Consider the following 25,246-nt stretch of genomic DNA (forward strand, 5'->3'; position numbering starts at 1 on the left):
TGTGGAAAACCCGGCGGAAACCCCGGGATCTACGGGCCGGGAACTCCATAAGAATGGATGTTCGATTTTGGTGTCAAGCCGCACCACCAAGCGCTCGGGCGCGTTCGGGAGCCTGAGGGAGCAGACGGCCCGCAGTCCGCCCACGGTCGGCGAGAGCCCACCCTCCGCCATGCGGCGGACCTGGGTCGCATCCCGGCAGTCGTCACGGATGCCTGCGGAAGTCGTCACAGATGCCTGCGGGCCGGCGGCCCGGAGGCAGCCGAGCGTTCGCCGGCCGCGCTTCGCTCGCGGGAGATGCCCTGCTGACCGGCATCGAGGAGTTTCGCTCCGCGCTCGCTCGTCATCGATCCGCACCCTCCGCATCGAGCCGGCGGGCGCTGCCGGCGCGCCTCGCCCTCACCCGCTCACCCGCGGATTCACGGACTCCGGGGTTGCGCCGTCCCTCGGCACGAGCAGGCACCGGTCGCCCTCGGTCTGTCCTCAGTGCGTCACGGAGCCTCAGGCGTCGCCCTCCGAGGGTGACGCCTGCTCCCTCTTGCTGCTCAGCGCACGCTGCAGCCGTGCCACCACCGCCTCACCGTGGTGGCGGTGGCCGTGGACACGCGGGTCGTCCGTCACGTCGTACCGCTTCACGTACGCGCCGAGGAACGCCTGGAGCGTGGCGATCGCCGGAATCGCGATCAGCGCGCCGACCGCGCCCAGCAGCGCCGTGCCCGCGATGACCGAACCGAACGCCACAGCGGGGTGGATGTCCACCGTCTTCGCGGTCAGCTTGGGCTGCAGGACATAGTTCTCGAACTGCTGGTAGATCAGCACGAAGCCGAGCACCCACACCGCGTACCAGGGATTGACCGTGAACGCGATCAGCATCGGCAGGGCGCCCGCCAGATACGTACCGATCGTCGGTATGAACTGCGAGACCAGGCCCACCCACACCGCCAGCGCCGGGGCGTACGGGACGCCGAGCAGCGCCAGCAGGATGTAGTGCGCGACCCCGGAGATCAGCGCCATCAGGCCCCGCGAGTAGAGATAGCCGCCCGTCTTGTCGACCGCGATCTCCCAGGCGCGCAGCACCTCTGTTTGCTTCGAAGGCGGCAGCACGGAACACAGCGCCCGCCGCAGCCGTGGCCCGTCCGCCGCGATGTAGAACGAGAAGAGGAAGATCGTCAGCACCTTGAACAGGCCGCCGAGCACGGTCGCGGAGACGTCGAGAACGCCGGTCGCACTGTTTTGGACGTACTTCTTCAGCCAGTCCGACCGCAGCAGGCTGTCCTGGATCGCGACCCGGGACAGTTCGGTGTGGAACGTCTCGTTGCTCCAGTTGATCACCTGGTCGAGATACTTGGGGAAGTCCTCGACCATCTCGACGATCTGGCCCGCCAGCATGGAGCCGAGCAGCACGACGAAGCCGGCGCCGACGATCAGGACCCCGAAGAAGACGAGGAAGGTGGCCAGACCCCGGCGCATGCCGCGGGCCGCCATGCGGCCCACCGCGGGCTCGATCGCCAGCGCCAGGAAGAACGCGATCAGAAGGTTGATCAGCAGCCCGACGAGCTGGTGGAACGCCCAGCTGCCGAGCTGGAAGCAGGCATAGAGAGCCAGCGCCAGGACCATGGCGCGAGGCAGCCAGCGGGGCATACGGACGGGACCGCCGGTCCGGGCGGTCCCTCTCGCGGCGCCTGGGCCGGGAATGGCCTCGGGAGGTGCCCCGCTGCCGGTGTCCATCACGCCGGCGCGGGGATCCGGCACGCCGGAGCCGGTGCCCGACGCGTCGGTAGCCGTCCCCGGCGTGCGGGCGCCGCTCTCGGCCCCGTCGGCGCCCGGCAAGGCGGTCGACGGCTCTTCGTCACGGGCGGTCTTGTCAGTGGATGCCACGGGGCAAGTCTCGCCTACCGCCATGACCACCGGACCAAGGCCTGTGGAAAACCCCGCGACTCAACGCTTGTCCGCGGGGATCCCGACCGCCGCGCAGACCCCTCGCCACACGTCCTTCGTCTCCCACCCCGCCGCCAGTGCCTCGTGCACGGTGCGGCCGCCGAGTTCGGCCATCACATGGTCGCGAGCGAAGGAGTCGGCGAACGACGCGCCGAAGTGCTCTTCCATCCGCTCCCAGAAAATCGTCAACCGCATGCCCCCAGTATCCCGCTCCTGAGAGTGCAGCCATGGCCGACCGCCTTCCCGGAAGCCGTTTCCGCCCTACGGTCGGAGCATGGCTGGAACACCACTGGCACGGGCCGAGCGCTTCATCTGGCTGACCGCCCGCGTGCTCGAGCAACGCCGGTTCGCTTACCACTTCCTGGGCGCGGGCGCGGAACCGGTCGAGGCCGCACTGACCGCGTATCTCAACGAGGACGGCGGATACGGACACGCCCTCGAACCCGATCTCCGCGGCCCCGTGAGTCAGCCGCTGCACACGGCGCACGCGCTGCGCGTCCTGGACTCCATCGGACGCTGCGGCGGGCTGCGGGCCGAGCGGGTGTGCCGCTACCTCACGGATGTCGCCGCCGGGGACGGGGCCCTGCCTGTGATCCATCCCTCGCAGCGCGGCTACCCGTCCGCGCCGTTCATCCCGGTCGTCGACGATCCGGCGAGCGAGCTCCTGGCGACCGGGCCGGTCGTCGGACTGCTGCACCGCAACCAGGTGTGGCACGCGTGGCTGTTCCGGGCGACGGACTTCTGCTGGGCGGCGGTCGACGCGCTGGAGAAGTCCCATCCGTACGAGATCGAGGCGGCGGTCGCCTTCCTGGACGGCGTTCCGGACCGTTCCCGGGCCGAGGCGGCGGCGGACCGCCTCGGCCGGCTCGCGCGCGAGCAGCGCCTGGTGGTCCTCGATCCGTCACGGCCGGACGAGTATCCGGTCGCCGCGGGTTACGCCCCGGGCGAGCGGCACTTTCCGTACGACTACGCGCGCGTGCCCGGCTCGCTCGCCCGCCGCTGGTTCACGGAAGAGGAGATGGACCTCGCGCTCGACCACCTCGCGGACGAGCAGCAGGACGACGGCGGCTGGCCCGTCCGGTGGCGCCGGTGGGCACCGGCCGTCGCCCTGGAGTGGCGGCCGATCGTCACGATCGAGGCACTGCGGACCCTGAGGGCGCACGGCCGGACGGTGCGCTGACGCCTCGTCCACTGCCCTGGGCATCAGCCGCCGAGCGCCCGCACACCCGCGGTGACGAGGACGGCGGCCGCGACGACGAGGAGGAAGGGCGCACGCAGGATCAGCGCCACCGCCGCCGCTCCCACCCCCGCCGCCCTGGCATCGACGACGAGCGCGGCGTCGGCGCTGAAGGTCTGCTGCGCCGTGAGCGCCGCCAGCAGCGCCACAGGGAGCAGGGCGGCCAGCCGCTGCACCAGCGGGCGTTCCAGCACCCCGGCGGGGACGAGAAGACCGGCAAGTTTGACCAGGTAGCAGGCGACCGCCGTCACGCCGATCGCGATCCAGACGTTCAACGGTCCGTTCCCTTCCGACTACTGGCGATCTTGCGGCCTTCGAGCCAGAGGACGGCGGGCGCGGCGAGCGCCGCGACCAGCACCGGCACCCCGGCGGGGAGCACCGGCAGCAGCCCGAGCCCCAGTACGACCGCGAGGCCGGCGACGACCCGTTCGGTCGTCGTACGGAGCATGGGGGCGAGCAGGGCGAGGAAGACCGCGGGCCCGGCGGCGTCCAGACCCCAGGCCGCGGTGTCGCCGATCGCCTCTGCCCCGAGCGCCCCGAGCAGTGTGGTGAGGTTCCACAGCACATAGAGCGTGAGACCGGTGACGGTGAAGCCCAGCCGTGCGGCGCGCCGGGTGGGCTGTGCCAGGGAGACGGCGGTGGTCTCGTCGATGACCCAGTGGGCGGCGAAAGGCCGTGCGTACCGCGGCAGGGCGAGCAGCTGGGAAAGCCTGAGTCCGTAGAAGGCGTTGCGGGTGCCGAGGAAGAAGGCGCCTGCCGCGGCCGTGAACGGATTGCCGCCCGCGGCGAGCGCGCCGACCAGCGCGAACTGCGAGGCGCCCGTGAACACGAGCAGGCTGAGCACGCAGATCTGCAGGACCTCGAGCCCAGCGCCCGCGGCCGTGACCCCGAAGGCGAAGCCGGAGAGACCCACGGCGATTCCTACACCGAGGGCGTCCCGTACGACGGCGGAGTCGGCCTTCACGGGTGCGCCGGGGATACCGGGCGGTCCGGGGTGACCGGGTCCGGGGTGACCGGGCTGTCCGGGCGGTCCGGGGTGACCGGGCTGTCCGGGCGGTCCGGGGTGACCGGGCTGTCCGGGCCCGTGAGAGAGCGCAGGCCGTACCCCCTCGACGGGTATGTCCGCGGATGCTGTCTGTTCTGCCACGCCTGCGACGTTAGGGGCGCGGCCCGTTCCCGTCTTGTACGTTCTTGCGGCGGCCCTGGGGCGACGGCTTCAGGAACCGGGCAAGGACCTCGGCCCGCCCGGTCCCCCCTCCGGCCGCTCGGGTTCTTCAGCGTGCTCCGTCGAGTCCGCGCCCACGCCGGTACGCCCCCGGCGGCACCCCCACGATCCGCGCGAAATGCCGGTTGAGGTGGGGCTGGTCGGTGAAGCCGACCAGGACGGCCGCCTCCGCCGGGGCGACGCCGGAGTCGAGCAGTCGGCGGGCACGACGGACCCGCGCGTCGGTGAGCCAGGTGTGCGGCGGCATCCCGTATCTGTCGCGGAACGCCCGCAGCAGGGCGAACGGGCTGGTGCCGAGCTTGTCGGACAGGGCCTGCAGCGTGGGCGGATCGCCCATCCGCTCCTCCAGCAGCGCACGGGCGCGTTCCGCGTTGCGCGCGCCTGCCGTGCGCGGCTCGCGCGGGGGCAGCGCACTGCCGTAATGGCGCAGCATCCGGGAGACCATGATCCGGAGCATGCTGTCGGCGGCAAGGGCATTGCCCTCCTCCGCCGCACGGTGGACCTCGCGGATCAGCCGGCCCGCCTCGTGATCCATCACGTCGGTCTCTGCGAACCCGGGTGTGCCGCGGATCATGGTCGTTTCCGCGGCGATCTCGGCGACCATGGCTGCCGAGGGATAGAGCGTCGAGTACACCCAGCCCTCTGGGACCCCGGCCCTCGCGGTGTGCGGCACCTCCGGATTGATCATGACGACCGTGCCGGGTCCCGCGTGCACGACCCCGCCGGGCAGGCCGACGTCCTCGATACCGCCGCTGATCGCGGCAAAGACATACCCCTCGTGACTGTGGCGGGGGAAGGTGTGACGGACGTAGCGGGCCCTGAGCAGATCGATGCCCGGCAGCCCCTCGTGCTGCCAGAGCCGTGCCCACTCGCCCGTTGCCATGCCGTCATTCTCTCAGGCCGGGCATGCTCGCAGCTCGGGCATTTCCGCAGGTCGGGCACGTTGTCAGTGGCCGGGTGCAGGATTGGGGCATGTCCAGGAACGCGCTCGACTCCTTCTCCCCCGCGACCCGCGGTTGGTTCACGGGGGCGTTCAGTGCGCCCACCGCGGCCCAGGAGGGCGCCTGGCAGGCCATCGAGCAGGGTTCGGACGTACTGGTGGTGGCCCCCACCGGCTCCGGCAAGACCCTGGCCGCGTTCCTTGCGGCCCTCGACAGTCTCACGTCCACGCCGCCGCCGGCGGACGCGAAGAAACGCTGCCGTGTGCTGTACGTATCTCCGCTGAAGGCGCTCGCGGTCGACGTCGAGAGGAATCTCCGCAGCCCTTTGACGGGCATCCGTCAAGAGTCGGTGCGGCTCGGGCTGCCCGAGCCGGATGTGCGGGTCGGCATCCGCTCCGGTGACACTCCGGCGGCCGAGCGGCGGGCACTGGCGACCCGCCCGCCGGACATTCTGATCACGACGCCCGAGTCGCTGTTCCTGATGGTCACGTCCTCGACCCGCGAGGCGCTTGCGGGCATCGAGACGGTGATCCTGGACGAGGTGCACGCGGTCGCCGGCACCAAGAGGGGCGCACACCTCGCCCTGTCGCTGGAGCGGCTGGACGAGCTGCTGCCGCGCCCCGCACGGCGGATCGGGCTCTCCGCGACGGTCCGGCCGGTCGACGAGGTGGCGCGCTACCTCTCACCACAGCGCAAGGTGGAGATCGTCCAGCCGCCTTCTGGCAAGGAGTTCGACCTCTCCGTCGTCGTCCCGGTGGAGGACCTCGGCGAGCTCGGAGGCTCCCCCGCCTCCGAGTCGGGCAGTCCCGGCGAGAAGCCGTCGATCTGGCCGCACGTGGAGGAGCGGATCGCCGACCTCGTGCAGGCGCACCGCTCGACGATCGTCTTCGCCAACTCCCGCCGTCTCGCGGAGCGGCTGTGCAACCGGCTCAACGAGATCGCATACGAACGGGCCGTGGGGGAGCCGCTGCCGGAAGGCGCTCCCCCGGCAGAGATCATGGCCCAGTCCGGAGCGGCGCAGGGGGCTCCCGCGCTGCTCGCCCGCGCGCATCACGGCTCGGTCTCCAAGGAGCAGCGCGCGCTGGTCGAGGAGGACCTGAAGGCGGGGCGACTGCCCGCGGTCGTCGCCACCTCCAGCCTCGAGCTGGGCATCGACATGGGTGCGGTGGATCTGGTCGTCCAGGTCGAGTCGCCACCGTCCGTCGCCTCGGGTCTGCAGCGTGTCGGCCGCGCGGGGCACCAGGTGGGCGCGGTGTCGACAGGCGTGGTCTTCCCCAAGTACCGGGGCGATCTGGTGCAGGCAGCCGTCGTCACCGAGCGGATGCGCACCGGCTCCATCGAAGCGCTTCGCATTCCCTCCAATCCGCTGGACGTGCTCGCGCAGCAGCTCGTCGCCATGGTCGCCCTCGACACCTGGCAGGTCGACGACCTGCTGGCCCTGGTGCGGCGCGCCGCCCCCTTCGCCTCACTGCCCGAGTCGGCCTTCACGGCAGTGCTGGACATGCTCGCGGGGCGCTATCCGTCCGACGCCTTCGCGGAACTGCGGCCGCGCGTGGTGTGGGACCGGGTCGCCGGGACGGTCACGGGGCGTCCGGGCGCCCAGCGCCTCGCGGTCACGTCCGGCGGCACGATCCCGGACCGCGGGCTGTTCGGCGTCTTCCTCGCCGGGGCCGACCCCAAGAAGGGCGGCGGCCGGGTGGGCGAGCTCGACGAGGAGATGGTGTACGAATCCCGCGTCGGCGATGTCTTCACCCTCGGCACCACGTCCTGGCGGATCGAGGACATCACGCGCGACCGGGTGCTGGTCTCCCCCGCGCCGGGGGTGCCCGGCAGGCTCCCGTTCTGGAAGGGCGACCAGCTCGGCCGGCCGCTCGAACTGGGCCGTGCGGTGGGCGCGTTCGTCCGGGAGATCGGCTCGCTCTCCGACGAGGACGCCAGGCTGAGGCTGCTCACCGCCGGCCTCGACGCGTGGGCCGCCGACAATGTGCTCGCCTATCTGGACGAGCAGCGTCGCGCCTGCGGCCATGTTCCCGACGACCGCACGATCCTCGTCGAGCGGTTCCGCGACGAACTGGGCGACTGGCGGGTCGTGGTGCACTCCCCGTTCGGCGCACAGGTCCATGCCCCGTGGGCGCTCGCGCTCGGCGCCCGCCTGGCCGAGCGGTACGGCATGGACGCACAGGTCATGCACGCGGACGACGGGATCGTGCTGCGGCTGCCGGACGCCGACCTCATGGGCCTCGACCTGCTCGACCAGGACCCGGTGCACCCGGACACGGCCTACGACAGCGAGAAGGCCCCGGTCGGCGCCGCCGACACTCTCTTCGACAAGGGCGAGATCAGTCAGATCGTCACCGACCAGGTGGGCGGCTCCGCGCTGTTCGCGTCCCGGTTCCGTGAGTGTGCCGCGCGCGCCCTGCTCCTGCCGCGTCGCAGTCCGGGCAAGCGCACCCCGCTCTGGCAGCAGCGCCAGCGCGCGGCTCAGCTCCTCCAGGTGGCGAGCGAGTTCGGCTCCTTCCCGATCGTCCTGGAGGCCGTGCGTGAATGCCTCCAGGACGTCTTCGACGTCCCTGGGCTCGCGGAGCTGATGGGTGACATCGAGTCCCGCCGGGTCCGGCTGGTCGAGGTCACCACCCCTGAGCCGTCCCCCTTCGCCCGCTCCCTCCTCTTCGGGTACGTGGCGCAGTTCCTGTACGAGGGGGACTCACCGCTCGCCGAGCGGCGGGCCGCCGCCCTCTCCCTGGACTCGCGCCTGCTCGCCGAACTGCTCGGCCAGGCCGAGCTGCGCGAGCTCCTCGACGCCGATGTGCTGACGGAGCTCGAACAGGAACTGCAGTGGCTCACGGACGACCGCAGGGTCAAGGACGTGGAGGGCGTCGCCGACCTCCTGCGGGTGCTCGGGCCGCTCACGACCGCCGAGCTTGCCGAGCGCGGCGCCGACCCGCAGTGGCCGCAGGAGCTCGCCGGGGCCCGCCGGGCCATCCGGGTCCGCATCGCGGGAGCCGAGCACTGGGCGGCGGTCGAGGATGCCGGGCGGTTGCGGGACGCCCTGGGCACGGCGCTCCCCGTGGGTGTGCCCGAGGCGTTCACGGAGCCCGTCAAGGACCCGCTGGGCGATCTGCTGGCACGCTTCGCGCGTACGCACGGCCCGTTCACCTCGTCCCAGGCCGCAGCCAGGTTCGGCCTCGGCGCGGCCGTCACCGAGGGGGCGCTGCAGCGCCTGGCCGCTTCGGGGCGTGTGGTGCAGGGCGAGTTCCACCCCTCGGGCATCGGTCAGGAGTGGTGCGATGCGGCCGTGCTCCGGCGGCTGCGGCGCCGCTCCCTCGCCGCGCTGCGCCAGGAGCTGGAGCCGGTCCCGTCGGCCGCGCTCGCCACGTTCCTGCCCCAGTGGCAGCACCTGGGCAACAACAGCCTGCGCGGCATCGACGGACTGGCCCGGGCCGTCGAGCAGTTGCAGGGCGCGCCTGTGCCCGCGTCAGCTCTGGAGAAGCTCATCCTTCCGTCCCGGGTCGCCGGCTACTCCCCCGCTCTGCTCGACGAACTGACCACGACCGGGGAGGTGGTGTGGGCAGGCGCCGGCGCCCTGCCCGGCAAGGACGGCTGGGTCTCCCTCTATCTCGCCGATGCCGCGCCGCTGTTGCTTCCGCCGCCCCACCCCCTGGAGCTGACGGCCCTTCACGAGTCCGCGCTCACCACTCTTTCCGGCGGATACGGCCTGTTCTTCCGTCAGATCGCCGAACAGGTCCGCGCGACGACCCACCCGGATGCCACCGATCCTCAACTGGCCGAAGCGCTCTGGGACCTGGCCTGGTCCGGGCGGCTCACCAACGACACGTTGGCGCCGTTGCGCTCGCTCCTGGGCTCGGGCCGTACGGCGGGCTCCACGGCGCACCGCGCCAAGCGCACCGTTCCGCGGGGGCGTTACGGCTCGCTGACGGCGGCCGCGCGCACCGCGTCCCGTACAGGGCCACCGACCGTCTCCGGGCGCTGGTCCCTGCTCCCCGTCCATGAGCCGGACCCGACGCACCGCGCTCACGCCCTGGCCCGCACACTGCTGGACCGTCATGGTGTGGTCACCCGGGGCGCGGTTGCCGCCGAAGGGGTGGAAGGCGGCTTCTCGGCGACGTACCGCATCCTGTCCGCCTTCGAGGACAGCGGGCAGGCCCGGCGCGGCTATGTCGTCGAGGGCCTGGGCGCGGCCCAGTTCGCGATGGACGGCGCCGTGGACCGGCTGCGAGCGGCCGCCACCGCCCGCGACCGCGCGGACGCGCACACGGCGCCCCGCGCCGTGGTGCTGGCCGCGGCCGACCCCGCGAACGCGTACGGCGCGGCTCTGTCCTGGCCCGAGCCCCCTTCCGGAGCGGGCCACAAGCCCGGCCGCAAGGCGGGATCGCTGGTCGTCCTCGTCGACGGTGAGCTCACGCTCTACATGGAACGCGGCGGCAAGACGCTCCTGTCCTGGGCCACCGAGCCGGACGCCCCGGCGCTGCGGGCCGCGGCCGAGGCACTCGCTGCGGCGGCGCGCGCAGGTACGCTCGGCACGGTCACGGTCGAGCGGATCAACGGAGCAACGGCGCTGACCTCTCCCCTGTCCCGCGCGTTCGAGGAATCCGGCTTCCACGCCACCCCGAGGGGGCTCCGCATACGGCCCTGACCCGCGCTGTCCGGTGGATCGCAGCTGATCCGCCTCGTGTGTCGCGGCCCGCCGCAGGCGGTCCTCGAGCGACACCCGTCAGGTTTCGCGCATCATGGGTGCCATGCCCGAAGGAGACACCGTCTGGCTGACCGCCCGGAAACTGCACGATGCCCTGGCCGGACGGACGCTCACGGTTTCCGACCTGCGGGTTCCGCGGTTCGCCACCGCCGATCTCACCGGCCGGGACGTTCTGGACGTCAGGTCGCGTGGGAAGCATCTCCTCACCCGTATCGAGGGCGGACTCACGCTCCACTCGCATCTGCGGATGGACGGCTCCTGGCGGGTGTTCGCGGCCGGCGAGCGCTGGCGTGGCGGCCCCGGCCACCAGATCCGGGCGGTCCTCGGCAACACGGAGCACACCGCCGTCGGATACCGCCTCCCGGTGCTGGAACTGCTCCGCACCCAGGACGAGGAGCGGGTCGTCGGGCACCTCGGCCCCGATCTGCTGGGCCCCGACTGGGATCCGGGCACGGCCGTGCGCAATCTCCTCGCCGACCCGGTCCGGCCGCTCGGTGAGGCCCTGCTCGACCAGCGCAATCTGGCCGGCATCGGCAATGTCTACAAGTCGGAGCTGGCCTTCCTGGCCCGGGTCACTCCGTGGCTCCCGATCGGCGAGTTGCCCGACGGTGTCGCCGAGCGACTGATGGCGACCGCTCAACGGCTCCTGGAGGAGAACAAGAACCGCTTCGACCGCCGCACGATTCCCGGCGCCCGCCGTACCGACCAGCACCTGTTCGTGTACGGCCGCGAGGGCCGCCCCTGCCTGCGGTGCGGCACCCTGATCCGCCGGGCCGGCCAGGACGACCGGGTGTCGTACTGGTGCCCTGGCTGCCAGTCCGGTCCCACCACCTGAGGATCCATCGTCCCGCCCTCGATTGGTTGACGACCCGTCAGATCCGGTCGTACGGTCACCGGCATGGCCCTCACCGCGTACGACCTCACCGGCCGCACCGCGTTCGTCACCGGCGCGGCGAGTGGGATCGGCCGCGCCACCGCCGCCCTGCTCGCCCGGGCGGGTGCCACCGTCCACTGCGCGGACGTGGACGAGAAGGGCCTGCACGACACCCGGACGCTGATCACCGACGCGGGCGGGTCCGCCCGCGCCCATCTCGCCGATGTCGGCGACTCAGGCCGCCTTCGCGAGGCCGTGCAGGCTGCGGGCCCGCTCCACATCATGGCCGCGGTCGCCGGCATCATGCACTCAAGCCCGGTTCTGGAGACCCGCGAAGAGGATCTGGACCGCGTTCTCGCGGTCAACTTCAAGGGCGTCCTCCACGCCTGCCAGGCGGCCGCCCGCTCCATGATCGACGCGGGAGTCAAGGGCTCCATCATCACCATGGCCTCTGGCGCGGTCGACGCCGCGACGCCGGGTCTGCTCTGCTACAGCGTGTCCAAGGCGGCCGTCGTGCAGCTCACCAGGACCCTGGCCGCCGAGCTCGGGCCTTACGCCATCCGGGTGAACGCCGTGGCACCCGGCTGGGTCCGCACCGCCATGACCGACCGCCATGACGCGGAACTGCAGCAGAAGGCGGAGGCCGCCATGGTCAGGCTGTCACCGCTCGGCCGGGTCGGCGAGCCCGAGGACATCGCTCACGCGGTCCTTCATCTCGCCTCCGACGCGTCGTCGTTCACGACGGGTCAGATCCTCCGACCGAACGGGGGTGTCGCGATGCCGTGGTAGCCGTGGTCGTTCCCCCGGCCCTACCGGCCTCCCCGGCCCGCGACGCGACATGCACCGGCAGCAGGCTGAGCCCCCACCCGCCCGCCGCCACTGCCCCCTCGACGAGTCCCGCATGCTCCGGCACCAGCGCCAGCCGCAGAACGGCCCACCACCACAGCGCGCCCAGTGCAAGCGCCGGCAGCAGGACCCATCGCCTTACCATGGCCGCCTCCTCCGGTCGACGCTAGACCGGACCGATCACTCGGCGGGAGGGCGCACAGGATGCACACCGGGCGCGTCCGCAGCGTATGTGCCAGGCGCCCCAGAGGTCCGTGCACCGGGCTATGCGCCCGCGCGCGCTGTCCGCGTCGGCCGTCGGCACACCCTCGGACACGGCCACCGCTAGGCGCTCTCCGCCTGGAACATCCACGCGTGCTTCTCCAGGTCGGCAGTGAGCGAGATCAGGATGTCCTGGCTCACGGGGTCGGGCTCGGCCGTGACCTCGATGCGCTCCCGCATCTTGCCGATCACCGCTCCCAGCGCCTTCACCATGGTGCTGATCACGTCGGTGTCCTGGATCCACCCGTCCGGCACCTTCCCGATGACGCTCGACGACGCGACCGTTCCGGCACGCCCGTCGGGCGCCACGCCGATCGCGGAGGCACGCTCCGCCACGATGTCGGAGTGCTGCCGCGCAGTGACGACGACCTCGTCCAGCTGGAGATGGACGGACCGGAAGCGCGGTCCGACCACATTCCAGTGGACCTGCTTCGCCACCAGCGACAGATCGACGAGATCCACCAGCGCGCCCTGGAGCGCCTCACCGGTGATCTTGCGCTCGTTCTCGGGCAGCGAGCTCTTTACCACGGACATACTGGCCTCCGTTCTGATGACACCGCTCCCACCATGGCACATATGGCGCAAAACGGTCATGTGAGAGAAATAGTGAAGCCCCGGCCGGGTACCCACCCGACCGGGGCTCACACGTGGAGATCAGCGTGGCCGTCAGCCCGTCGCCATCACGCGGCGACGACGTCCACCGCTTCCGCGGGCGCCTTGATCGTCACCCGCTCCGTCGGCACGCCCGCCACCGACGTCACGGACACGGAATTGAGCATCGGGCGCACTGGCGCAGACACCGGCTCACTCGCCGCTGCCGACTCGGCCAGCTCGGCCAGCGACAGCTCGTCGCTCACTTCACGCATGAGCTCGGACATCCGTACGTCAAGCGCGTCGCAGATCGCGGAGAGCAGCTCGGAGGAAGCCTCCTTCTGCCCCCGTTCCACCTCGGAGAGATAGCCGAGCGAGACTCGGGCGGACGAGGAGACTTCGCGCAGAGTACGGCCCTGGCGCTGGCGCTGCCGACGCAGCACGTCACCCAGCAGGCGACGGAGCAGAATCATCGGTGGCTCCCTCCTCGGACCGCGTAGCCGCATCCTTCACGCCCCACCGTACCGCCTCGCGCTGCGGCCGTGCGGGGAGCGATGACGTGTTCACTCAGGGCTGCAAACATCAAGTCCCCCCGTTCTGTTCCGTATCCTGTGCCCGCTCATTCCCCAGGAGTTCTCCGGCGAGCAGTTCCAGCACGCTCCGTACACTCCCTCTACGGATTTCCGCGCGGTCACCGTTCAACCGCAGCGAGGCCACTTTCCGCGCCCCGTCCGGGCCGGCGACGGCCACGAAGACCGTTCCGACGGGCTGTCCGTCCTGCGTCTCCGGACCCGCGACTCCCGTGGTCGCGATCCCCCAGCCGGAGTCCAGGCGGGTCCGTACACCAGCCGCCATCTGGGCCGCGACATCCGGGTCCACCGCGCCGCGTGCGGCCAGCAGGGCCCCGTCGACTCCCAGAATGTCCTGTTTGACGGACGTCGCGTACGCCGTCACCGAGCCGCGGAAGGTCTTCGAGGCGCCGGGGACCGCGGTCAGCTCCGCGGCCACCAGACCGCCGGTGAGGGATTCCGCGACGGCCAGGGTCTCGCCGCGCTCCTCGAGGAGCGCGAGTACACCGGCCGCGTCGCGGGGAACGGCACTCATCGCGAGGACTCCGCAGCGTCCCGCTCAGCCCTCCGCGCCGCTTCTCGTTCGGCCACCAGCCCCCTGCGACGCAGGACGACCGCCTGTCGCACGTAGTCGAGCCCGGTGACCACGGTCAGCACGACCGCGACGGCCATCACCCACCACCTCAGGGTGGCCAGCGGACCGGTCAGCATGAGCACATACATCCCGACCGCCGTTCCCTGGGCGAGCGTCTTCATCTTGCCGCCACGGCTGGCCGGGATGACACCGTGCCGGATCACCCAGAAGCGCATCAGCGTGATCCCCAGCTCACGGAAGAGGATCACTCCGGTGACCCACCAGGGGAGATCGCCGAGTGCCGAGAGACAGATCAGGCCGGCTGCCATGATCGCCTTGTCCGCGATCGGGTCGGCGATCTTCCCGAAGTCCGTGACCAGGTTGTAGGCACGAGCCAGATGGCCGTCAAAGATGTCCGTGATCATGGCGACCGCGAACGCGGCCCACGCCCAGGCGCGCCAGGCGGGGTCGTGGCCGCCGTCCATCAGCAACAGCACGACGAAGCCGGGGACGAGCACCAGCCGCACCATGGTGAGGATGTTGGCGATGTTCCACAGGCTGGCCTGATTGACGGCCGCAGCGCCCAGCTTGCCGCCGGGGGCCGGCCTGCCGGTCCCGCCCGCGGACGCCGGGACTCCCGTCATCTGGCTGCCTCCTCACGACATTCCGAAACGATCTCGGCGACGAGGTCGACGCCCTCCGTACCCACCACCTTGGCCTCGACCATCCGTCCGGGTACCAGGCCGTCGGCACTGGTGAAGATCACCTGGCCGTCGTTCTCCGGGGCCTGGTGGGCGGCGCGGCCGATGGCCGCGTACTCGTCGGCGTCCAGTTCCTCGTCCTGACCCCCGTCGAAGACGGATTCGACCAGTACCTCAAGGGTCTCTCCGATCCGCTCCTCCGCACGCTGGGCGGTCAGCTCCTCGGCGAGTCTGGACAGATGGGACAGCCGCTCGTCGACGACGTCCTGGTCCAGCTTGTGCTCGTAGGTGGCGGCCTCGGTGCCGTCCTCGTCGGAGTAGCCGAAGACTCCGATCGCGTCCAGCCGTGCCGCCGTGAGGAAGCCTTCGAGCTCGGTGAAGTCACTTTCGGTCTCGCCCGGGAAACCCACGATGAAGTTGGAGCGCACACCCGCCGTCGGGGCCTTGGCCCGAATCGTCTCCAGCAGCGCGAGGAACCGCTCCGTGTCCCCGAAGCGCCGCATCGCGCGCAGCACGCCGGGGGCGCTGTGCTGGAAGGACAGATCGAAGTAGGGCGCGACCTTCTCCGACGACGTCAGCACGTCGATGAGGCCCGGGCGCATCTCGGCGGGCTGCAGATAGCTGACCCGTACCCGTTCGATCCCGTCGACGGCCGCCAGCTCGGGCAGGAGCGTCTCGAGCAGCCGGATGTCGCCGAGGTCCTTGCCGTACGAGGTGTTGTTCTCGGAGACCAGCATGATCTCCTTGACTCCCTGCTCGGCGAGCCAGCGGGTCTCGCCCAGCACATCGCTCGGGCGCCGCGAGACGAAGGACCCGCGGAAGGACGGGATGGCGCAGAAGGAGCAGCGACGGTCGCAGCCGGACGCCAGCTTCACGGACGCGACGGGGCTGGTGTCCAGGCGGCGGCGCAAGGGCGCACGGGGTCCGGAGGCGGGGGCGAGTCCCTCGGGCAGGTCGGCGGGCACGCTCTCCGGTGCCGGTGCCTGGGCGTGCCCGGGCAGTGCGACCTCGGCCGACTGCCGCTCCGCCGGACTGATCGGCAGCAGCTTGCGCCGGTCGCGCGGAGTGTGCGAGGCGTGGATTCCGCCGTTCAGGATGGTCTGGAGCCGGTCCGAGATGTCGGCGTAGTCGTCGAAGCCGAGCACACCGTCCGCTTCGGGCAGGGCTTCCGCGAGCTCCTTGCCGTACCGCTCGGCCATGCAGCCGACGGCGACGACGGCCTGGGTCTTCCCGTGATCCTTCAGATCATTGGCTTCGAGCAGGGCGTCGACGGAGTCCTTCTTGGCGGCTTCGACGAATCCGCAGGTGTTGACGACTGCGACATCGGCGTCGGCGGCTTCCTCGACGAGCTCCCAGCCGTCCGCTGCCAAGCGGCCTGCGAGCTCCTCCGAGTCCACCTCGTTGCGGGCGCAGCCAAGAGTGACAAGGGCGACGGTACGGCGTTCGGGCATGGGCTCAAGACTACTTTGTCCCGGCCCACGCCCGATCCGCGAGTCTCCCCGCGTGCGGACGCTGCCGTTTCAGCCGGTCAACCGGCCGAACCGGGCGTCGCGGGCCCGCCGCAGGCCGACCCGTCGCAGGGCTCACCCGCGGGGCCGGGGGATCACCCGGCCTCGGGGTCACCCTTCGAGTACGACAGCCGTTCGACCTGACCGGACTCGAACTTGTCCTCGACCTTCTTGCCGTTCACGAACAGCTCGATCGCCCCCGCGTTGCCCAGGATGAGATCCAGGCGCTCGTCGTCCTGGAAGGTCTTGGACTCGCCCGCGAGAAGCAGCCCGTCGAAGAGCAGCTTTCCGTTGGCGGACTTGGCGGAGATCCAGCTCTTGTCGTCGACGGCGGACAGCTTGACGGTCACCTTGTCCTGGGGGACGGCGGCGATCGCACTTTCGGAGGGGTCGGGCTTCGGGGCTGCGGGCTTGCTCGGGGGCGCGGGCGGCTTGGGGGTGGTCTTCTCCGGTGCCGCGCCCTCGGCGACGTGCTTGGTGCGGTTGCCCTCGTCGCCGCCGTTGAAGAGCGTGAAAGCGGCGAATCCGACGACCGCGACGATCGCCGCGACCATCGCGGCGGTCCAGTTCGGCCGCCTGGGCTCAGGGCGGATACGTTCCGCCTCGAAGAGGGGAGCGGCAGGGGTGGGCGACGGGCGACCGCCGTGCTCGGCGTCGTACTGCGCGACGAGAGGGGCCGGATCCAGTCCTACGGCGCGGGCGAGCGTCCCGATGTGCCCGCGCGCGTACACATCGCCACCGCAACGGGAGAAGTCATCCTGCTCGATCGCCTGCACGATGGGGACGCGCACGCGGGTGGAGGTACTGACCTCGTCGATGGTCAGACCTGCGTCGCTTCGAGCCTGCTGGAGCGAGTGACCGATCGAAGGCCGGTCGTCCTCGATCGAAGGCCGGTCGTCTTCGGGGGAGTTGCCGATGGACACGTGTGCGCCTTTCGAGCGTGTAGCCACCTGCTGGAGGTTCAGTCTAGGGGTGGTACGAAAGGGTGGGGCAACCGGGCGGATGCCGTTTGTACGCCATCAGAATGGCGGGACAGCGGAAGGATGGGACACGGTCCTGTCCCTCCTCCCAACTTGACGTTCGACCAAGGGAAACGGTTGCCTCACATTTCCTTACGAGTCAGCCTCCCCCCGTATCACGGCGAGCACTCCATCCAGCTCGTCGGGTTTCACCAGAACGTCACGCGCCTTTGAGCCTTCGCTGGGTCCGACGATGTTCCGCGACTCCATCAGGTCCATCAGCCGGCCGGCCTTCGCGAAGCCCACGCGCAGCTTCCGCTGGAGCATGGACGTCGATCCGAACTGTGTGGAGACGACCAGCTCGGCGGCCTGGCAGAGCAGATCCAGGTCGTCGCCGATGTCCTCGTCGATCTCCTTCTTCTGCTTCGTCCCGACCACCACGTCGTCCCGGAAGACGGGGGCCATCTGGTCCTTGCAGTGCCGGACGACGGCCGCGACCTCTTCCTCGGTCACGAAGGCGCCCTGCATACGGGTGGGCTTGCCGGCACCCATCGGGAGGAAGAGTCCGTCGCCCTTGCCGATCAGCTTCTCGGCGCCGGGCTGATCGAGGATGACGCGGCTGTCGGCGAGCGACGAGGTCGCGAAGGCGAGCCGGGACGGCACATTCGCCTTGATCAGACCGGTGACGACGTCGACCGACGGCCGCTGGGTGGCCAATACCAGATGGATACCGGCCGCGCGCGCCAGCTGCGTGATCCTGACGATGGCGTCCTCGACGTCCCGCGGGGCGACCATCATCAGGTCCGCGAGCTCATCGACGATCACGAGCAGATACGGATACGGCTGGAGCTCGCGCTCGCTCCCCTCGGGCGCCTTGACCTTGCCGTTCCTCACCGCCCGGTTGAAGTCGTCGATGTGCCGGTAGCCGTACGCCGCAAGGTCGTCGTAGCGCAGATCCATCTCGCGGACGACCCACTGGAGCGCCTCGGCGGCACGTTTGGGGTTGGTGATGATGGGCGTGATCAGGTGCGGGATGCCCTCGTAGGCGGTCAGCTCGACCCGCTTGGGGTCGACGAGGACCATCCGGACGTCCTCCGGTGTCGCTCTTATCATCACCGACGTGATCAGGCAGTTGATGCAGGACGACTTTCCCGATCCGGTGGCGCCCGCGACCAGCAGATGGGGCATCTTGGCCAGGTTGGCCATGACGTAGCCGCCCTCGACGTCCTTTCCGAGCGCCACCAGCATCGGGTGGTCGTCCCCGGCCGCGTCCGCCAGCCTGAGCACGTCGCCGAGGTTGACCATCTCACGGTCGGTGTTGGGAATCTCGATGCCCACCGCGGACTTTCCGGGGATGGGCGAGATGATCCGGACGTCCGGGCTGGCCACGGCGTAGGCGATGTTCTTGGTCAGCGCGGTGATCCGCTCCACCTTGACGGCAGGACCGAGTTCCACCTCGTACCGAGTGACCGTCGGACCGCGTGTGAAGCCCGTGACGGCCGCGTCCACCTTGAACTCACCGAAGACGTTCGTCAGGGAGGCGACGATCGCGTCATTGGCCGCGCTGCGGGTCTTGCCGGGTCCACCGCGCTCCAGCAGATCCAGCGAGGGAAGCGCGTACGTGATGTCACCGGACAGCTGGAGCTGCTCGGCGCGCTGAGGAAGGGCTTGCGGCTCCTCCGGCGCGGACTTGGTCAGATCCGGTACGGAGACGCTCGTCCCCGGCTGCGGTGTCGCGGGCTGCCGGTCGGAAGCTCCTCCGGACCGCTGCCCGGTCCGCGCGCCCGGCACGGGACCGACGGCCCGCTCACGGTCGGCGGTGAGATCGCGGGTCAGATCGGCGACGACCGGCGAGGGCGGCATCCCGTTGAGTACGGCCCCGTCGAGGGCCGCCGCGGCGGCCGCGGCCACGTCCACCGCGTCCATGGAGCGGTTCAGGGCCGGCTGCCCGGAAGCCCTGCCCCGCCTCTTGCGGTGGGAAAGAGCTTCCTCCTCCGCCTGCTCGGCGTCGTAGACCTCGAGGGACGGGGCGGCGGGGACCCGGCGCCGCGAGGGCCTGGCGGGCATGGCGTCACGCCACTGCTCGTCGTACCGCTCGTCGTCGTCCTCGGTCTCCCCCGGCTCGTACGGCGGATCCATGAGTCCCAGCCTGACGCCGAGCGCCCGCAGGCGCTGCGGAATCGCGTTGACGGGAGTCGCCGTGACGACCAGCAGGCCGAAGACGGTGAGCAGCGCCAGCAGCGGCACGGCGAGAACCTCGCCCATCGCGAAGATCAGCGGCTTGGACGCGGACCAGCCGATCAGCCCGCCGGCGTCCTGCATCGCTTCGGAGCCGTCGCCGCGACCCGGTGAACCACAGGCGATGTGAACCTGCCCGAGCACTCCGACGACCAGGGCCGAGAGCCCGATGACGATACGGCCGTTGGCCTCGGGCCTCTCGGGGTAGAGGATCAGGCGCACGGCGATCGCGGCGAGCAGTATCGGCACGAGCAGATCGAGCCGTCCGAAGGCGCCCGTGACGAGCATCTCGACGAGGTCACCGACCGGGCCGCGCAGACTGGACCACGTGCCCGCGGCAACGACCAGGGCGAGGGCGAGCAGGAGGAGGGCGAGGCCGTCCTTGCGGTGCGCGGGGTCGAGTCCCTTGGCGCCGCGCCCTATTCCACGGAACATGGCGCCGACGGCGTGCGCGATGCCGAGCCATAGGGCGCGCACGAGCCAGAACACGCCCCCGGTGGGGTTCGGTGCGGTTCTGGGCGTGGCCTTCTTGGCCACCGCCTTCTTGGCGGGTGCCCTCTTCGCCGGTGTCGCCTTCCTGGCGGCGGTCTTCTTCGCTGCGGGCTTCTTGGCGGGCGCCGCTTTCTTCGCGGCGCCAGTCGTACGGCCGGCGCGCGGTTTCGCGGTGCCCGCCGTGCCCTGCGAACCCTTGCCGGACGTACGTGAGGCCATGATGTTGAGGTTACCGGTGTGAACGGCAGCGGACACGTGTGCCCACCGCTTCACCCTTACGTGTCGCCCTTGACGCGCCCGGAAACTGACGTCCGTTCACCCGGAGCGCGGACGACCTGCCGGTGGAATGCCCGCGGAGGAAGGCTAGTTCTGCGAGGGAAGCGTGGGTGTGCCGCTTCCTGTGCCCGGCTCCAGGGCATCGAGGGCCCTGCGCAGACCGGTGAGTTTGCGCTCGAGATGGGCGGCGGTGGCGACCGCGGCGGCATCCGCCGAGTCGTCGTCGAGCTGCTTGGAGAGCGCCTCGGCCTGTTCCTCGACGGCCGCGAGCCGGGCCGAGAGTTCGGCGAGCAGGCCCGCAGGCTCCCTGCTGTCGCCCGCGCCCGCGTGGCTTCCCTCCAGCTGGAGCCGGAGCAGCGCGGCCTGTTCACGCAGCTGGCAGTTCTTCATGTACAGCTCGACGAAGACGGAGACCTTCGCGCGCAGCACCCATGGGTCGAACGGCTTGGAGATGTAGTCCACCGCGCCCGCGGCATAGCCGCGGAAGGTGTGGTGCGGGCCGTGGTTGATCGCGGTCAGGAAGATGATCGGGATATCCCTGGTCCGTTCCCGTCGCTTGATGTGCGCGGCGGTCTCGAATCCGTCCATTCCTGGCATCTGGACGTCCAGCAGAATGACCGCGAAGTCGTCCGTCAACAGCGCTTTGAGCGCTTCCTCACCTGACGATGCCCGTACCAGCGTCTGATCGAGCGCAGAGAGGATGGCCTCCAGCGCCAGCAGATTCTCCGGCCGGTCATCGACCAGGAGGATCTTGGCCTTCTGCACCATGCCTCGCCCTCCTCGCCCCGGCTTGGGCTCACCACGTCCCGAAGGGCCGTGGGAAGCACCGGGCGCCGCCCCAGGGGACGACTCCCTTGCGCCGCCCGTCCTTGTGCCGGTCATGGTAGCCGCACCCCGCCCGTCGCCACACCCTGTCACCGCGATGTCACTGTGCACGTAGCAGAAACGCAGCGGGAGACCAGAAGGTTCCCCGAACAACGCCCTCTCACACGCCTTCGGCCACAGTCAGTCAGCGACTCGCTGAAATTCATACAGCCCGCAATCAGACTGTGATGTGGCCGCGACCAACCATCGTCACTTTCCGCGCATCCACTGCTCCATGACCGAGAGCAGGTGATCAGGGTCGACCGGCTTGGTGACATAGTCGGACGCGCCCGATTCGATCGCCTTCTCCCGGTCCCCCTTCATCGCCTTGGCGGTGAGCGCGATGATCGGCAGTCCCGCGAACTGCGGCATCCTGCGGATCGCCGTCGTCGTCGCATAGCCGTCCATCTCGGGCATCATGATGTCCATCAGTACGACCGTCACATCGTCATGCTGCTCCAGGACTTCGATGCCCTCGCGTCCGTTCTCCGCGTACAGCACGGACAGACCGTGCTGCTCCAGCACACTCGTGAGCGCGAAGACATTGCGGATGTCGTCGTCGACGATGAGCACCTTCTCGCTGTGGAACTCGAAGGTGCGGCGCGGCTCGGACGCGGCGTCCTGTGAGTGCTGCGCCGCCCACGAATCCTGCGCCGAGCCCGGCGATCCGGCGGGCTGACCCGGCAGCGCCGCCCTCATGTCGCTCGCACCCAGGGCCTTCCGGCGGCGCCGGAACAGCGTCGCCGGGCCGGTGTGTCCGTCGGCCGGCAACGACGGCTGCGGGGGCGACTGCTGACCGGCCTCCAGGGCCGCCTGGTCGTCCAGCGAGCCGACCTTGACCTCGGCGCCCGGGACGAGCTGCGGATAGCCCTGCGGCGGCAGTTCGCTCGGGTGAAGGGGCAGATACAGAGTGAACGTCGAGCCGCGGCCCGGCTCGCTCGCCGCGTGGATCTCGCCCCCGAGCAGCCGGGCGATCTCCCGGCTGATGGACAGACCCAGGCCCGTACCGCCGTACTTGCGGCTGGTCGTGCCGTCAGCCTGCTTGAACGCCTCGAAGATCACCCGCATCTTGCTGGCCGCGATCCCGATACCGGTGTCCGTCACCGAGAAGGCGATCAGATCCCCGTCCGCGTCGCGCAGCGAGCCCGCCTCCAACAGCTGCTCGCGGATCGACTGCGGCACGTCCGCGTTCGCCGGCCGGATCACCAGCTCGACGGCACCGGTGTCGGTGAACTTCACCGCGTTGGACAGCAGGTTGCGCAGCACCTGCAGCAGCCGCTGCTCGTCGGTGTGCAGTGTGGCCGGAAGCTCCGGCGACACGCGCACCGAGAAGTCGAGCCCCTTCTCCGCCGTGAGCGGCCGGAACGTCGCCTCGACGTAGTCGACGAGCTGGACCAGAGCGATGCGGGTCGGACTGACATCCATCTTGCCCGCCTCGACCTTCGACAGATCGAGGATGTCGTTGATGAGCTGCAGCAGATCCGAGCCCGCACCGTGGATCGTCTCGGCGAACTCCACCTGCTTGGGGGTGAGATTGGTGTCGGCGTTGTCGGCGAGCAGCTTGGCGAGAATCAGCAGCGAGTTGAGCGGTGTGCGCAGCTCGTGCGACATGTTCGCCAGGAACTCCGACTTGTAGCGCATGGAGACCGCGAGCTGCTCGGCCCGCTCCTCCAGGACCTGCCGCGCCTCCTCGATCTCGGTGTTCTTCACCTCGATGTCGCGGTTCTGCTGGGCCAGCAGTTCGGCCTTCTCCTCCAGCTCGGCGTTGGACGCCTGCAGCGCCTTCTGCCGGTTCTCCAGCTCCTCCGAGCGCTCCCGCAGCTGCTCGGTGAGCTCCTGCGACTGCTTGAGCAGCACCTCGGTCTTCGTGTTGACGCTGATGGTGTTGACGCTCGTCGCGATCATCTCGGCGATCTGGTTGAGGAAGTCCCGCTGGATGTGGGTGAACGGGTGGAACGACGCCAGCTCGATCACGCCGAGCACCTTGCCCTCGAACAGCACCGGCAGCACGATCACATATGCGGGCGGGGCCTCGCCGAGCCCGGACGAGATCCTCAGATAACCCGGCGGCACATTGACCTGGATCGTGCGCTTCTCCTCGGCTGCCGTGCCGATGAGGGTCTCCCCCGGCCGGAAGGACGTCGGCATCGAGCCGGCCGAGTAGCCGTAGCTGCCGCGCATCACCAGCTCGTAGGAGCCCTCGCCGTCGGAGCCGAGGTCCCCACCGCCACCCGTCGGCATCGCGAGGAAGAACGCTCCGTGCTGCGCCGAGACCACCGGCGTCAGCTCGCTCATGATGAGCGACGCGACGTCGTCGAGGTCGCGCCGGCCCTGCATCAGACCGGAGATACGGGCCAGGTTGCCCTTGAGCCAGTCCTGCTCCTCGTTGGCGAGGGTGGTGTCACGCAGATTGGCGATCATCGTATTGATGTTGTCCTGGAGGACCTGGATCTCGCCCGCCGCATCCACATCGATCTTGAGGTTGAGGTCGCCGCGGGTCACCGCGGTGGCGACGGCCGCGATCGCCCGCACCTGCCGGGTCAGGTTCCCGGCCATCTCGTTCACGGACTCGGTCAGGTCGCGCCACGTACCGTCGACGTCCCGCACTCGTGCCTGACCGCCCAGCATGCCGTCCGTGCCCACCTCGCGGGCCACCCGGGTCACCTGCTCGGCGAACGAGGACAGCTGGTCGACCATCGTGTTGATGGTGTTCTTCAGCTCCAGGATCTCGCCACGCGCATCGATGTCGATCTTCTTGGTGAGATCGCCCTTGGCGATCGCGGTGGTGACCGTGGCGATCTGGCGCACCTGGCCGGTCAGGTTGGACGCCATCGAGTTCACGGACTCTGTGAGGTCCTTCCAGGTACCGGAGACGCCGGGGACGCGTGCCTGACCGCCCAGCTCGCCCTCCGTGCCCACCTCGCGGGCCACCCGGGTGACCTCGTCGGCGAAGGACGACAGCGTCGTCACCATCGTGTTGACGGTATCGGCGAGCTCCGCGACCTCGCCGCGGGCCTCGACCGTGACCTTCTTCGTCAGATCGCCGTTGGCGACCGCGGAGGACACCCGGGAGATGTTCCGCACCTGGCTGGTCAGGTTGTTGGCCATCAGGTTGACGTTGTCGCTGAGGTCCTTCCAGATACCGGTGACACCGCGCACCCGTGCCTGGCCGCCGAGGATGCCCTCCGTGCCCACCTCGCGGGCCACCCGGGTCACCTCGTCGGCGAAGTTGGACAGCTGGTCGACCATCGTGTTGACGGTCGTCACGAGCTCGAGGATCTCGCCCTTGGCATCGACGGTGATCTTCTTGGACAGATCACCCTTGGCCACCGCCGTCGTCACCTCGGCGATGTTGCGCACCTGCGAGGTCAGATTGTTCGCCATGAAGTTGACGGACTGTGTGAGGTCCTTCCAGGTACCGGACACGCCCTGCACCTCGGCCTGACCACCCAGAATGCCCTCGGTGCCCACCTCGCGGGCCACCCGGGTGACCTGCTCTGCGAAGTTCGAGAGCTGGTCCACCATCGTGTTGAGGGTGTTCTTCAGCTCCAGGATCTCGCCGCGCGCGTCGACATCGATCTTCTGCGACAGATCACCACGCGCCACGGCGGTCGCGACCTGGGCGATGTTGCGGACCTGGGCGGTGAGGTTGCCCGCCATGCCGTTCACGGAGTCCGTCAGATCGCGCCACACACCTGCGACGCCCGGCACCTGTGCCTGGCCCCCGAGCCGCCCGTCCGTACCCACCTCCCGGGCCACCCGGGTCACCTGCTCTGCGAACGCCGAGAGCTGGTCGACCATGGTGTTGATGGTGTTCTTCAGCTCGAGGATCTCGCCGCGCGCATCCACGTCGATCTTCTGCGACAGATCACCACGCGCCACAGCCGTCGTCACCTGGGCGATCTGCCGCACCTGCGAGGTGAGGTTCCCCGCCATGAAGTTGACGGAGTCCGTGAGCTCCTTCCAGGTACCGGAGACGCCGTCGACGCGGGCCTGGCCGCCGAGCCGGCCCTCCGTACCCACGTCCCGCGCCATCCGCGTCACCTGGTCGGCGAACGACGACAGCTGCGCCACCATCGTGTTGACGGTGTTCTTCAACTCCAGCATCTCGCCCGCGACATCCACGGTGACCTTCTGCGACAGATCACCGTTGGCGACCGCCGTCGTCACCTGCGCGATGTCCCGCACCTGGCCGGTGAGGTTACGGAACGCCGTGTTCACCGAGTCGGTCAGGTCCTTCCAGGTCCCCGCCGCACCCGGCACCTCGGCCTGGCCTCCCAGCCGGCCCTCGACACCGACCTCCCGGGCCACCCGCGTCACTTCGGATCCGAACGACTGAAGCTGGTCCACCATCGTGTTGACGGTGTTCTTCAACTCCAGCATCTCGCCCGCGACATCCACGGTGACCTTCTGCGACAGATCACCGTTGGCGACCGCCGTC

19 protein-coding genes are annotated in these 25,246 nt (G+C 70.0%); 4 read left to right on the forward strand and 15 right to left on the reverse strand.

Annotated elements, in window-relative coordinates; translation table 11 throughout:
- Positions 1-498: 498 nt before the first annotated feature.
- The gene (locus tag ACFU5O_RS35635; protein ID WP_384246792.1) at positions 499-1,638 is read right to left on the reverse strand and encodes an AI-2E family transporter; all 1,140 of its coding nucleotides are present in this window, start codon (positions 1,636-1,638) and stop codon (positions 499-501) included.
- A gap of 297 nt (positions 1,639-1,935) precedes the next feature.
- The gene (locus ACFU5O_RS35640; protein WP_384246756.1) at positions 1,936-2,130 is read right to left on the reverse strand and encodes a DUF3046 domain-containing protein; all 195 of its coding nucleotides are present in this window, start codon (positions 2,128-2,130) and stop codon (positions 1,936-1,938) included.
- Between the two features lie 79 nt (positions 2,131-2,209).
- Between ACFU5O_RS35640 and ACFU5O_RS35645 the strand changes: the two genes are divergently transcribed.
- Entirely contained in the window at positions 2,210-3,115 is a 906-nt protein-coding gene (locus ACFU5O_RS35645; protein WP_384246758.1) for a hypothetical protein, read from the forward strand.
- 23 nt (positions 3,116-3,138) lie between these two features.
- On the opposite strand, the gene ACFU5O_RS35650 is transcribed toward ACFU5O_RS35645, so the two are convergent.
- The 3 genes from ACFU5O_RS35650 to ACFU5O_RS35660 form a co-directional block, all read right to left on the reverse strand.
- Positions 3,139-3,447 carry an AzlD domain-containing protein gene (locus ACFU5O_RS35650; protein WP_384246760.1) on the reverse strand — a complete coding sequence of 103 codons (309 nt, stop codon included), beginning with the start codon at positions 3,445-3,447 and terminating at the stop codon, positions 3,139-3,141.
- Positions 3,444-4,151 (reverse strand): AzlC family ABC transporter permease, encoded by a 708-nt coding sequence (locus tag ACFU5O_RS35655; protein WP_384246793.1) that lies wholly within the window; start codon positions 4,149-4,151, stop codon positions 3,444-3,446. The genes ACFU5O_RS35650 and ACFU5O_RS35655 overlap by 4 nt, the downstream gene beginning before the upstream one ends.
- A 295-nt stretch (positions 4,152-4,446) precedes the next feature.
- Positions 4,447-5,280, reverse strand: coding sequence for an AraC family ligand binding domain-containing protein (locus tag ACFU5O_RS35660; RefSeq protein WP_384246762.1), 834 nt, complete (start codon positions 5,278-5,280; stop codon positions 4,447-4,449).
- Positions 5,281-5,369: 89 nt separating this feature from the next.
- On the opposite strand from ACFU5O_RS35660, the gene ACFU5O_RS35665 reads away from it, so the two are divergent.
- From ACFU5O_RS35665 to ACFU5O_RS35675, 3 genes are all read left to right on the forward strand, one after another.
- On the forward strand, positions 5,370-9,992 hold the full coding sequence (locus ACFU5O_RS35665) for an ATP-dependent helicase (protein WP_384246764.1): 4,623 nt from the start codon (positions 5,370-5,372) through the stop codon (positions 9,990-9,992).
- Positions 9,993-10,095: 103 nt separating this feature from the next.
- Positions 10,096-10,887: an Fpg/Nei family DNA glycosylase gene (locus ACFU5O_RS35670; protein WP_384246766.1), complete on the forward strand. Its 792-nt coding sequence runs from the start codon at positions 10,096-10,098 to the stop codon at positions 10,885-10,887.
- Positions 10,888-10,950: 63 nt separating this feature from the next.
- On the forward strand, positions 10,951-11,715 hold the full coding sequence (locus tag ACFU5O_RS35675) for an SDR family NAD(P)-dependent oxidoreductase (RefSeq protein WP_384246768.1): 765 nt from the start codon (positions 10,951-10,953) through the stop codon (positions 11,713-11,715).
- Here the strand turns inward: ACFU5O_RS35675 and ACFU5O_RS35680 are convergent.
- The 10 genes from ACFU5O_RS35680 to ACFU5O_RS35725 form a co-directional block, all read right to left on the reverse strand.
- Positions 11,663-11,917: a hypothetical protein gene (locus ACFU5O_RS35680; protein WP_384246770.1), complete on the reverse strand. Its 255-nt coding sequence runs from the start codon at positions 11,915-11,917 to the stop codon at positions 11,663-11,665. The two genes, ACFU5O_RS35675 and ACFU5O_RS35680, sit on opposite strands and share 53 nt — an antisense overlap.
- Before the next feature lie 179 nt (positions 11,918-12,096).
- Complete coding sequence (locus ACFU5O_RS35685; RefSeq protein WP_384246772.1) at positions 12,097-12,567, reverse strand: Dps family protein; 471 nt, start codon at positions 12,565-12,567, stop codon at positions 12,097-12,099.
- 146 nt (positions 12,568-12,713) lie between these two features.
- Positions 12,714-13,097 carry a helix-turn-helix domain-containing protein gene (locus ACFU5O_RS35690; protein WP_028963738.1) on the reverse strand — a complete coding sequence of 128 codons (384 nt, stop codon included), beginning with the start codon at positions 13,095-13,097 and terminating at the stop codon, positions 12,714-12,716.
- Positions 13,098-13,206: 109 nt separating this feature from the next.
- The gene (locus ACFU5O_RS35695) at positions 13,207-13,728 is read right to left on the reverse strand and encodes a CinA family protein (RefSeq protein ID WP_384246774.1); all 522 of its coding nucleotides are present in this window, start codon (positions 13,726-13,728) and stop codon (positions 13,207-13,209) included.
- Complete coding sequence (pgsA, locus tag ACFU5O_RS35700) at positions 13,725-14,411, reverse strand: CDP-diacylglycerol--glycerol-3-phosphate 3-phosphatidyltransferase (RefSeq protein WP_384246776.1); 687 nt, start codon at positions 14,409-14,411, stop codon at positions 13,725-13,727. The genes ACFU5O_RS35695 and pgsA overlap by 4 nt, the downstream gene beginning before the upstream one ends.
- Positions 14,408-15,919: a 30S ribosomal protein S12 methylthiotransferase RimO gene (rimO, locus tag ACFU5O_RS35705; RefSeq protein WP_384246778.1), complete on the reverse strand. Its 1,512-nt coding sequence runs from the start codon at positions 15,917-15,919 to the stop codon at positions 14,408-14,410. The genes pgsA and rimO overlap by 4 nt, the downstream gene beginning before the upstream one ends.
- Positions 15,920-16,071: 152 nt before the next feature.
- Complete coding sequence (locus ACFU5O_RS35710; protein WP_384246780.1) at positions 16,072-16,899, reverse strand: helix-turn-helix domain-containing protein; 828 nt, start codon at positions 16,897-16,899, stop codon at positions 16,072-16,074.
- 189 nt (positions 16,900-17,088) lie between these two features.
- A complete protein-coding gene (locus ACFU5O_RS35715) occupies positions 17,089-19,884 on the reverse strand; it encodes a DNA translocase FtsK (RefSeq protein WP_384246782.1) in 2,796 nt (931 codons plus the stop codon).
- A gap of 144 nt (positions 19,885-20,028) precedes the next feature.
- A complete protein-coding gene (locus tag ACFU5O_RS35720) occupies positions 20,029-20,709 on the reverse strand; it encodes a two-component system response regulator (protein WP_384246784.1) in 681 nt (226 codons plus the stop codon).
- Positions 20,710-21,015: 306 nt separating this feature from the next.
- A partial coding sequence (locus ACFU5O_RS35725; RefSeq protein ID WP_384246786.1) for a HAMP domain-containing protein occupies positions 21,016-25,246 on the reverse strand: 4,231 nt, incomplete at its 5' end.

This window comes from Streptomyces sp. NPDC057445, assembly GCF_042802855.1.
Classification (GTDB): domain Bacteria; phylum Actinomycetota; class Actinomycetes; order Streptomycetales; family Streptomycetaceae; genus Streptomyces.

Excerpts from the sequence above, each read along its gene's own strand:
- ACFU5O_RS35670 (WP_384246766.1), top strand. The coding sequence starts at position 10,096 with ATGCCCGAAGGAGACACCGTCTGGCTGACCGCCCGGAAACTGCACGAT.
- ACFU5O_RS35720 (WP_384246784.1), bottom strand. The coding sequence starts at position 20,709 with ATGGTGCAGAAGGCCAAGATCCTCCTGGTCGATGACCGGCCGGAGAAT.
- ACFU5O_RS35665 (WP_384246764.1), top strand. The coding sequence starts at position 5,370 with ATGTCCAGGAACGCGCTCGACTCCTTCTCCCCCGCGACCCGCGGTTGG.
- ACFU5O_RS35645 (WP_384246758.1), top strand. The coding sequence starts at position 2,210 with ATGGCTGGAACACCACTGGCACGGGCCGAGCGCTTCATCTGGCTGACC.
- ACFU5O_RS35635 (WP_384246792.1), bottom strand. The coding sequence starts at position 1,638 with ATGCCCCGCTGGCTGCCTCGCGCCATGGTCCTGGCGCTGGCTCTCTAT.
- ACFU5O_RS35660 (WP_384246762.1), bottom strand. The coding sequence starts at position 5,280 with ATGGCAACGGGCGAGTGGGCACGGCTCTGGCAGCACGAGGGGCTGCCG.
- pgsA (WP_384246776.1), bottom strand. The coding sequence starts at position 14,411 with ATGACGGGAGTCCCGGCGTCCGCGGGCGGGACCGGCAGGCCGGCCCCC.
- ACFU5O_RS35675 (WP_384246768.1), top strand. The coding sequence starts at position 10,951 with ATGGCCCTCACCGCGTACGACCTCACCGGCCGCACCGCGTTCGTCACC.
- ACFU5O_RS35690 (WP_028963738.1), bottom strand. The coding sequence starts at position 13,097 with ATGATTCTGCTCCGTCGCCTGCTGGGTGACGTGCTGCGTCGGCAGCGC.
- ACFU5O_RS35715 (WP_384246782.1), bottom strand. The coding sequence starts at position 19,884 with ATGGCCTCACGTACGTCCGGCAAGGGTTCGCAGGGCACGGCGGGCACC.
- ACFU5O_RS35680 (WP_384246770.1), bottom strand. The coding sequence starts at position 11,917 with ATGGTAAGGCGATGGGTCCTGCTGCCGGCGCTTGCACTGGGCGCGCTG.
- ACFU5O_RS35640 (WP_384246756.1), bottom strand. The coding sequence starts at position 2,130 with ATGCGGTTGACGATTTTCTGGGAGCGGATGGAAGAGCACTTCGGCGCG.
- ACFU5O_RS35695 (WP_384246774.1), bottom strand. The coding sequence starts at position 13,728 with ATGAGTGCCGTTCCCCGCGACGCGGCCGGTGTACTCGCGCTCCTCGAG.
- rimO (WP_384246778.1), bottom strand. The coding sequence starts at position 15,919 with ATGCCCGAACGCCGTACCGTCGCCCTTGTCACTCTTGGCTGCGCCCGC.
- ACFU5O_RS35685 (WP_384246772.1), bottom strand. The coding sequence starts at position 12,567 with ATGTCCGTGGTAAAGAGCTCGCTGCCCGAGAACGAGCGCAAGATCACC.